The 7989-nt window shown below is 37.3% G+C and carries 9 protein-coding genes and 2 pseudogenes; all 11 read left to right on the forward strand.

The window, feature by feature from the left end; genetic code table 11:
• Nucleotides 1-10 precede the first annotated feature (10 nt).
• The 11 genes and pseudogenes from lplT to rplS all read left to right on the forward strand — a co-directional run bounded on the left by lplT (nucleotide 11) and on the right by rplS (nucleotide 7719).
• On the forward strand, nucleotides 11-1198 hold the full coding sequence (gene lplT / locus GQ593_RS01955; RefSeq protein ID WP_160430382.1) for a lysophospholipid transporter LplT: 1188 nt from the start codon (nucleotides 11-13) through the stop codon (nucleotides 1196-1198).
• Nucleotides 1185-2093, forward strand: coding sequence for an N-acetylmuramic acid 6-phosphate etherase (gene murQ / locus GQ593_RS01960; protein ID WP_160430383.1), 909 nt, complete (start codon nucleotides 1185-1187; stop codon nucleotides 2091-2093). Before lplT ends, murQ begins: the two co-directional genes overlap by 14 nt.
• Before the next feature lie 149 nt (nucleotides 2094-2242).
• Nucleotides 2243-2615 (forward strand): annotated as a pseudogene (locus GQ593_RS14125) (PTS sugar transporter subunit IIA); the annotation flags it as partial.
• Between the two features lie 62 nt (nucleotides 2616-2677).
• Nucleotides 2678-3217: pseudogene (locus GQ593_RS14130) on the forward strand (PTS system mannose/fructose/N-acetylgalactosamine-transporter subunit IIB); the annotation flags it as partial.
• A 19-nt stretch (nucleotides 3218-3236) separates the two neighbouring features.
• Nucleotides 3237-4037: a PTS mannose/fructose/sorbose transporter subunit IIC gene (locus GQ593_RS01970; protein ID WP_160430385.1), complete on the forward strand. Its 801-nt coding sequence runs from the start codon at nucleotides 3237-3239 to the stop codon at nucleotides 4035-4037.
• A gap of 16 nt (nucleotides 4038-4053) precedes the next feature.
• Nucleotides 4054-4965, forward strand: coding sequence for a PTS system mannose/fructose/sorbose family transporter subunit IID (locus GQ593_RS01975; protein WP_160430386.1), 912 nt, complete (start codon nucleotides 4054-4056; stop codon nucleotides 4963-4965).
• A 158-nt stretch (nucleotides 4966-5123) separates the two neighbouring features.
• Nucleotides 5124-5498 (forward strand): DUF956 family protein, encoded by a 375-nt coding sequence (locus tag GQ593_RS01980; protein WP_160430387.1) that lies wholly within the window; start codon nucleotides 5124-5126, stop codon nucleotides 5496-5498.
• Between the two features lie 267 nt (nucleotides 5499-5765).
• On the forward strand, nucleotides 5766-6014 hold the full coding sequence (rpsP, locus tag GQ593_RS01985) for a 30S ribosomal protein S16 (RefSeq protein ID WP_034900786.1): 249 nt from the start codon (nucleotides 5766-5768) through the stop codon (nucleotides 6012-6014).
• A 23-nt stretch (nucleotides 6015-6037) separates the two neighbouring features.
• Nucleotides 6038-6568, forward strand: a complete 531-nt coding sequence (gene rimM, locus GQ593_RS01990) for a ribosome maturation factor RimM (protein ID WP_160430388.1) — start codon at nucleotides 6038-6040, stop codon at nucleotides 6566-6568.
• A 16-nt stretch (nucleotides 6569-6584) separates the two neighbouring features.
• Nucleotides 6585-7337 carry a tRNA (guanosine(37)-N1)-methyltransferase TrmD gene (trmD, locus tag GQ593_RS01995; protein ID WP_160430389.1) on the forward strand — a complete coding sequence of 251 codons (753 nt, stop codon included), beginning with the start codon at nucleotides 6585-6587 and terminating at the stop codon, nucleotides 7335-7337.
• Nucleotides 7338-7368: 31 nt separating this feature from the next.
• Nucleotides 7369-7719, forward strand: a complete 351-nt coding sequence (gene rplS / locus GQ593_RS02000) for a 50S ribosomal protein L19 (protein ID WP_034913735.1) — start codon at nucleotides 7369-7371, stop codon at nucleotides 7717-7719.
• Nucleotides 7720-7989: the final 270 nt, after the last annotated feature.

A 7989-nucleotide genomic window follows, 5' to 3' on the forward strand; every position in this document is an offset into this window, starting at 1 on the left:
AGGATGCCAAATGAATCAATATTCTCTTTTAAGCAAAGGCATGGTTGCAACCATGCTGGCGCAGTTTTTTTCAGCATTTGCCGATAACGCCATCTTTTTTGCTATCTTAGCTTTCATCAAAAATCTACATTATCCAGCTTGGAGCCAATCGGTATTACAAATTAGTTTTGTGCTGCCATTCATCATTCTTTCTCCTTTTGTTGGTCAATTTGCTGACAGCATGTCAAAAGGCAAGGCTATGATGATTTCAAATAGTATGAAATTACTCGGTGCTGGTTGTATATGTTTAAATATTAGTCCTTTTATTGGCTATTTTGTAATTGGCATAGGGGCAGCCGCATACTCTCCAGCTAAATATGGGATTTTAGGCGAACTCACTACGGGCGATAATTTGGTTAAAGCAAATGGTTTAATTGAAGCATCAACCATTGCGGCAATTTTACTTGGTTCGCTAGCGGGTGGTCATATTGCCGATCTTAATGTAAGCATATCTATATTGATTTGTGTATTAATGTATGGGCTAGCAATTATTGCTAACCTTTTTATTCCTAAATTACCTGCCGCACGACAAAATATTCCATGGCAATTTATGGGTATGATAAAAGATTTTGCGAACACAATTAAAATCATCTTCACTGATAAACAAGTCTTATTCACATTATTTGGTACTAGTTTATTTTGGGGAGCGGGTATTACTTTACGTTTTTTGTTAATTAGTTGGGTTCCTGCTATTTTAGACATACACGACAATGCAACGCCAACAAATCTAAACGCCATTGTCGCTATTGGCATTGTTATTGGTGCCGGACTGGCAAGTACATTTATTTCAATCAACAACACATTACGCTGCATTCCGGCGGGGATACTGATGGGCATAGCAGTAATCGCTTTCACATTGCAAAGCAATATCATTTCATCTTATATTTTACTTATTATTATTGGGGCATTAGGTGGCTTTTTTTTAGTACCATTGAATGCATTTATTCAAAAAATAGGTAAAGATTTAGTCGGTGCCGGCAGTGTTATTTCGGTACAAAACTTAAGCGAATATACGGCAATGATGCTAATGCTAGGACTTTATACATTAGCTGTTTACCTAAATTTATCAGTTATTACTATCGGTGTTGGTTTTGGTAGTTTATTTGCTATAGTAATATTTTTGTTATGGCTAGGATTAAGAAAAAATGCAACAAATTAATCTATCAACTATGTTAACCGAAAGTCGCAATCCCAACAGCGAAGAAATTGATAGCTGTTCAACGCTAGAAATATTACAAATCATCAATCGTGAAGATAAAAAAGTCGCATTGGCAGTAGAAAAAGAGCTATCTAATATTGCAAAAGCTGTTGATGCAATTAGTTTGGCATTTTCACATCAAGGTAGGCTAATTTATATAGGAGCTGGTACTTCTGGCCGTCTGGGTATTTTAGATGCAAGTGAATGCCCACCTACTTATGGCACGCCAACTGAACAAGTCATTGGTTTAATTGCTGGGGGACAGCCTGCTATTTTTAAGGCGGTTGAAAATGCCGAAGATAACCCTGAATTGGCTGTCCATGACCTGAAAAAGATTAGTTTTAGCTCAAAAGACATTTTAGTTGGCATTGCTGCTAGTGGGCGTACACCCTATGTAATAGGCGGTATGCAATATGCTAAATCAATCCAAGCAACGGTTATAAGCTTATGCTGTAATCCCAAAGCTCCAATGATTAATTTAGCCGATATCGCCATTACACCGATTGTTGGTGCAGAAGTAATTACTGGCTCATCAAGAATGAAGGCTGGCACGGCACAAAAATTAGTTCTCAACATGTTAACCACAGCCAGCATGATCAAAATAGGCAAAGTCTATAGTAATTTGATGGTTGACGTAGAAGCAACTAACGCCAAACTTATTGAACGACAAATATCCATTGTTATGCAAGCCACCGATTGCAGTCGAGAAAAAGCCATTGTCACATTAGCCGAGAGTAACAGGCATTGTAAAACTGCTATTTTGATGATCCTTTCAGGTCTAAATGCAGAGCAAGCGAGAAATAAACTAAAAAAAGAACATGGCTTTATTCGTCAAGCACTACTAGATAAATCATAGTTTGATAAACAATAAAAAATTTAAGTTTTTTATCAAAATGTGATAGACACGTTATTTTAAGCTTATTTTAAGGTGTAAAATAACTAGATATTTTTATTTTATATACTTTTATATTATGCAATTAATATAAAAATTAGGAGGAAGTTGTTATGGTTGGAATTATCCTAGCAACTCATGGTGAGTTTGCAGAAGGTATTCTACAATCAGGAACGATGATATTTGGAGAGCAAGAAAATGTTAAAGCTGTTACCTTGCATCCAAGTGATAGTCCTGAAAATCTAAAAGAACGAATGCTTGAAGCAATAGCAACATTTGATAATCCAGAAGAAGTACTTTTTTTAGTAGATTTATGGGGAGGCACCCCATTTAATCAGGCTAATAATTTATGTGGAGAACATAGCAATTGGGCTATTGTTACTGGTTTAAACTTACCTATGTTAATTGAAGCCTATTCTTCTCGTTTTTCAATGGAAACTGCGAAAGAAATTGCGGCAGCCGTTATAGAAACAAGTAAAGAAGGCATTCGAACAACTGTCGAAATACCTACACAATCCTCAGCGAACGCTAAAAGCGCAAATAGCATCCCAGAAGAAACCGTGCTTGGTAATGGTAAAATGAAAATCGTGTTAGCCCGTGTCGATTCTCGCTTATTACATGGCCAAGTTGCAACGGCATGGACAAAATCAACCAACCCCAACCGAATTATTGTTGTTTCGGATTCAGTTGCAAAAGATGAATTGAGAAAAAAACTCATCCAAGAAGCAGCACCTCCTGGCGTAAAGGCAAATGTTGTTCCAATTAAAAAAATTATTGAAGTTTCACGCGATCCTCGTTTTGGTAATACTAAAGCGTTACTCCTATTTGAAAACCCACAAGATGTACTGCGAACTATAGACGGTGGTGTCGATATCGACGTCCTTAATATTGGTTCAATGGCACATTCCGTTGGCAAAGTCATGGTTAATAAAGTATTGTCAATGAATGCTGATGATGTTGAAACTTTTGAAAAATTAAAAGCCAAAAACGTAAAATTTGATGTTCGCAAAGTACCTAACGATTCTAACAGCAATATGGACGAATTATTGAAAAAAGCGAAAGAAGAATTAGCGCAGCAGAAGAATTAGTTTATTTAAGGGGTATATTATGACATTATCAATTATTGCCATCATGTTAGTAATAATTATTGCCTTTTTAGCAGGGATAGAGGGTATTTTAGATCAGTTTCAATTCCACCAACCTTTAGTGGCTTGTTCTTTAATTGGACTTGTCACCGGTAATTTAGAAGCCGGAGTTGTATTGGGCGGCTCGTTGCAAATGATTGCTTTAGGTTGGGCCAATATCGGCGCTGCAGTTGCACCTGATGCGGCACTGGCAGCTGTTGCATCGTCCATCATTTTAGTATTAGGCGGACAAGGTATAGCTGGTGTATCGACAGCTATAGCAGTTGCTATTCCCCTCGCCGTTGCTGGATTATTCTTAACTATGATTGTTCGAACCATTGCGGTTCCTTTAGTCCATATGATGGATGCTGCTGCAGAAGAAGGTAATATTCGAAAAATTGAATGGCTACAAATTTTAGGTATCTGTTTACAAGGTCTACGTATTGCTATTCCTGCCACTGCTTTACTATTTATTCCAGCAGAAGCGGTTAAGGAAATATTAAATTCAATGCCTGAATGGCTAACAACGGGTATGGCTATCGGTGGCGGTATGGTGGTTGCAGTCGGTTATGCCATGGTGATTAATATGATGGCAAACCGCGAAGTATGGCCATTTTTTATTATTGGTTTTGTCGTTGCTGCGATCTCACAATTAACACTCATTGCACTCGGGGCTTTAGGCATCGCATTAGCACTCATTTACCTCAATCTTTCAGAACGTGGCAACTCATCCAACGGTGGTGGCAAAGGTGATCCACTTGATGATATTTTAAATGATTACTAGAAACTTGGAGAAAAAAATGATTGATAAAATTCAATTAAGCAAAAAAGATCGTTTGGCGGTCGCTTGGCGTTCAACCTTTCTCCAAGGATCTTGGAACTATGAACGAATGCAAAACGGCGGTTGGGTTTATGCAATGATCCCAGCTATAAAGAAACTATATTCTACCAAAGAAGATCGTTCTGCTGCGCTCAAACGTCACTTAGAATTCTTTAATACTCACCCATATTTAGCTTCACCCGTACTTGGCGTTACACTTGCTTTAGAAGAAGAACGAGCAAATGGCGCCGCAGTCGATGATGTTGCCATTCAAGGGGTAAAAGTCGGTATGATGGGACCATTGGCTGGTGTGGGCGATCCTGTATTTTGGTTTACTGTGCGCCCAATGCTCGGTGCACTAGGTGCTTCACTTGCGCTTAGTGGTAATATTATGGGGCCTATTTTATTCTTTTTATTATGGAATATTATTCGTTGGGGATTTATGTGGTATACCCAAGAATTTGGTTATCGTACTGGTTCTAAAATTACCGATAATTTATCGGGCGGTCTACTACAAAAAATCACCAAAGGCGCTTCTATTTTAGGAATGTTTGTCCTTGCAGCGCTAGTGCAACGGTGGGTATCAATAAAATTCCAACCAGTTGTATCTACTGTCAAACTAGACAATGGTGCGTTTATTGATTGGAATAACTTACCAATAGGTGCTGAAGGTATTCAAAAAGCACTCATTGATATGCAAAGTGGGCTATCACTTACTCAAGAAAAAGTCACTACTTTACAAAATAACTTAGATCAATTGATACCTGGGCTAATGCCACTACTATTAACATTTTTCTGTATGTGGTTATTACGTAAAAAAGTATCACCAATTTTAATTATTCTTGGTTTATTTATAGTGGGCATTGTCGGACATGTTATTGGTCTTTTATAATTGCAAACATTAAGTAAAATAGATAAGCGCATAATTTATAAATTATGCGCTTATCTTTTATTATTAATCATTTTTGAAAAATAAGTTAGCAACTTTATAACTTATCAAGCCATGATAAAAAATTATATTAGCCTTATTTTTATATGGAAATCACATAAATGGTCCAATCATTAAACACAAAAATAGACCTGATAGTTAAAGCCACATCTTTTACCGCTTTTACCGAGTATGGACAAATTATGATTGGCGACAAAGCATTTGAGTTTTATCACCAACATGACCCTCGCAAATATATCCAAATACCATGGAATGAGGTTGATTATGTGATAGCATCAGTCCTATTTAACGGCAAATGGATACCGCGTTATTCCATCCAAACCAAAACAAATGGCACTTTTACCTTTGCATCTAAAGAACCTAAAAAAGTGTTAAAAGCGATTCGGATTCACGTTGACGGACAAAAAATGGTCAGGTCACTAGGTTTCTTTGACGTGCTAAAACGCGCTTTTTTTGCAAAAAAGAACAAAAAATAGTATTGCCACAAGAATGAGTGCCAATAAATTAACCATAGAATAAAATTTCCTGTTTTGTAATATCTATTGGTTTACGCTTAAATTAAATAAATCATAGTCAGTATTATTTTCATCCATTCTTTTCTAATTTAGCTTAAAGCAAACAATATTACATCGCATCGCCAACAAACAGTCATTGCACTTTTTACCAGAAAGAGTATAATTCTGGGGCTTTGATTTTGTCCATGTTGGACAGAAAAAAGATTATTTTTAATTTAAGAGGATGTTATGGTAACTATTCGTTTAGCTCGTGGTGGCTCTAAAAAGCGCCCTTTTTATCAAGTAGTTGTCACTGATAGCCGTAACCCACGTGATGGTCGTTTTATTGAGCGCGTTGGCTTTTTTAATCCAATTGCACAAGGTAAAGCAGAAGAATTACGTTTAGATCTTGATCGCGTAAATCATTGGGTTGGTTTAGGTGCAACTGTTTCTGATCGTGTTAATGCACTAATCAAACAAGCACAAAAAGCTGCTTAATTTAGTAATTAATAGTCACTGTAATGATGAATACTGAGAATCTCATCGTTGTTGGTAAACTTGGTTCAAGCTACGGCATTCGCGGGTGGCTCAGGATTTTTTCGTTTACAGAATTTCCAGATAGCATTTTTGATTACACACCTTGGTATATCCAGCGTGCTGGGCAATGGCAAGAAGTAATCGTAGAAAGTTTTAAACCGCATAATCATGATATGATTGTGAAACTCAAAGGTATTGATGATCGTGATCAAGCAATAGCATTAACCAATATTGAAGTATTTGTTGATGCAGAAAAATTACCAGAACTTAGCAATGGTGATTTTTATTGGAAAGATCTGATTGGCTGCCAAGTCAAAACAATTAACGGTTATGATTTAGGTCAGGTAACTGATTTGATGGAAACCGGTTCTAATGATGTATTAGTGGTAAAAGCAAATCTAAAAGATGCATTTGGTGCAACAGAACGTTTAATCCCTTTTGTTGATGATCAATTTATAAAACAAGTTGATTTAACATCAAAAATGATTGTGGTCGATTGGGATCCTGCTTTTTAATTGGTAAGGTAACACTATGTGGATTGGCATAATTAGCCTTTTTCCCGAAATGTTTCAAGCTATTACCTGTTATGGCGTAACTGGTCGAGCCGTTAAAAACGGGCTGTTAACAGTAGAATATTGGAACCCGCGCGATTTTGCGCATGATAAGCATAAGACTGTCGATGATAGGCCTTACGGTGGTGGTCCTGGCATGTTAATGATGGTACAACCACTTAAAGATGCAATTCATGCAGCAAAAGCAGTTGCTGGTAACGATACAAAAGTGATCTATCTTTCCCCACAAGGGCGCAAATTAAACCAACAAGGTGTTTGCGAGTTATCACAAAATCAAAAATTAATTTTGATTTGTGGACGATACGAGGGCATAGATGAACGCGTTATTCAAACCGAAATTGACGAAGAATGGTCAATTGGGGATTACGTGTTAAGTGGCGGTGAATTACCGGCGATGACCATGATTGATGCATTAGCAAGGTTTATTCCTGGCGTGCTAAATCACCGATCATCGGCAGAAGAAGACTCTTTTGCTAATGGTTTACTTGACTGTCCACACTATACTCGGCCTGAGGTGTTAGATGGAATGGCGGTGCCTGACGTGTTAATGTCTGGTCACCATGAAGCGATTCGTCGCTGGCGATTAAAACAATCACTAGGACGAACTTGGTTAAGAAGAGAAGATCTTCTTGCAAATCTAGCTCTGACTGATGAAGAGCAATGTTTACTCGCTGAATTTAAACGTGAATACAGTGACAAACAAGGCAATTAATATTTCAGTATAACTAGTAAGAGATAATATTATGAAAAATGCAATTATTCAGCAATTAGAACAAGAACAAATGAAAAAAGACATCCCGTCTTTTCGTCCTGGTGACACAGTTGAAGTAAAAGTATGGGTTGTTGAAGGTAATAAAAAACGTCTTCAAGCTTATGAAGGAGTTGTTATTGGAATTCGCAATCGAGGTTTACACTCTGCATTTACCGTACGTAAAATTTCCAATGGCGAAGGTGTAGAACGAGTATTCCAAACTCACTCACCAATTGTTGATTCAATTACTGTGAAACGTCGTGGTCAAGTACGTCAAGCTAAACTTTACTACTTACGCGAACTTCGTGGTAAAGCGGCTCGTATCAAAGAGCGCCTTAACTAAGTGCGACAAGAGGCGCACTTGTACACCTAACTCTTTGATTTTTAATCAAAAGTTAGGTGGGCTATTAAAGTGAATAACTTTAATTAGCCACCCCTCGCAATATCTGAATAGGACGGTATACAATGTCCGAAAGGATATTGCACAACCTATATTCGGTAAAGAATTTACCTTAGTCTGTGGGAGATAAATCTCATAACTAAAGAACAAAATTCTTTGGACAATTCAATTAATCCTATCTGATATTCTGGAAGATTCCAAGGAGTTCAATAA

Origin of the sequence: Gilliamella sp. Pas-s25 (assembly GCF_009795885.1) — a bacterium.
GTDB lineage: Bacteria > Pseudomonadota > Gammaproteobacteria > Enterobacterales > Orbaceae > Gilliamella.

Bases quoted from the DNA above. Each gene is read 5' to 3' on its own strand.
- GQ593_RS01970 (WP_160430385.1), top strand. From the start codon at position 3,237: ATGACATTATCAATTATTGCCATCATGTTAGTAATAATTATTGCCTTT.
- trmD (WP_160430389.1), top strand. From the start codon at position 6,585: ATGTGGATTGGCATAATTAGCCTTTTTCCCGAAATGTTTCAAGCTATT.
- rimM (WP_160430388.1), top strand. From the start codon at position 6,038: ATGATGAATACTGAGAATCTCATCGTTGTTGGTAAACTTGGTTCAAGC.
- GQ593_RS01975 (WP_160430386.1), top strand. From the start codon at position 4,054: ATGATTGATAAAATTCAATTAAGCAAAAAAGATCGTTTGGCGGTCGCT.
- GQ593_RS01980 (WP_160430387.1), top strand. From the start codon at position 5,124: ATGGTCCAATCATTAAACACAAAAATAGACCTGATAGTTAAAGCCACA.
- lplT (WP_160430382.1), top strand. From the start codon at position 11: ATGAATCAATATTCTCTTTTAAGCAAAGGCATGGTTGCAACCATGCTG.
- rplS (WP_034913735.1), top strand. From the start codon at position 7,369: ATGAAAAATGCAATTATTCAGCAATTAGAACAAGAACAAATGAAAAAA.
- rpsP (WP_034900786.1), top strand. From the start codon at position 5,766: ATGGTAACTATTCGTTTAGCTCGTGGTGGCTCTAAAAAGCGCCCTTTT.
- murQ (WP_160430383.1), top strand. From the start codon at position 1,185: ATGCAACAAATTAATCTATCAACTATGTTAACCGAAAGTCGCAATCCC.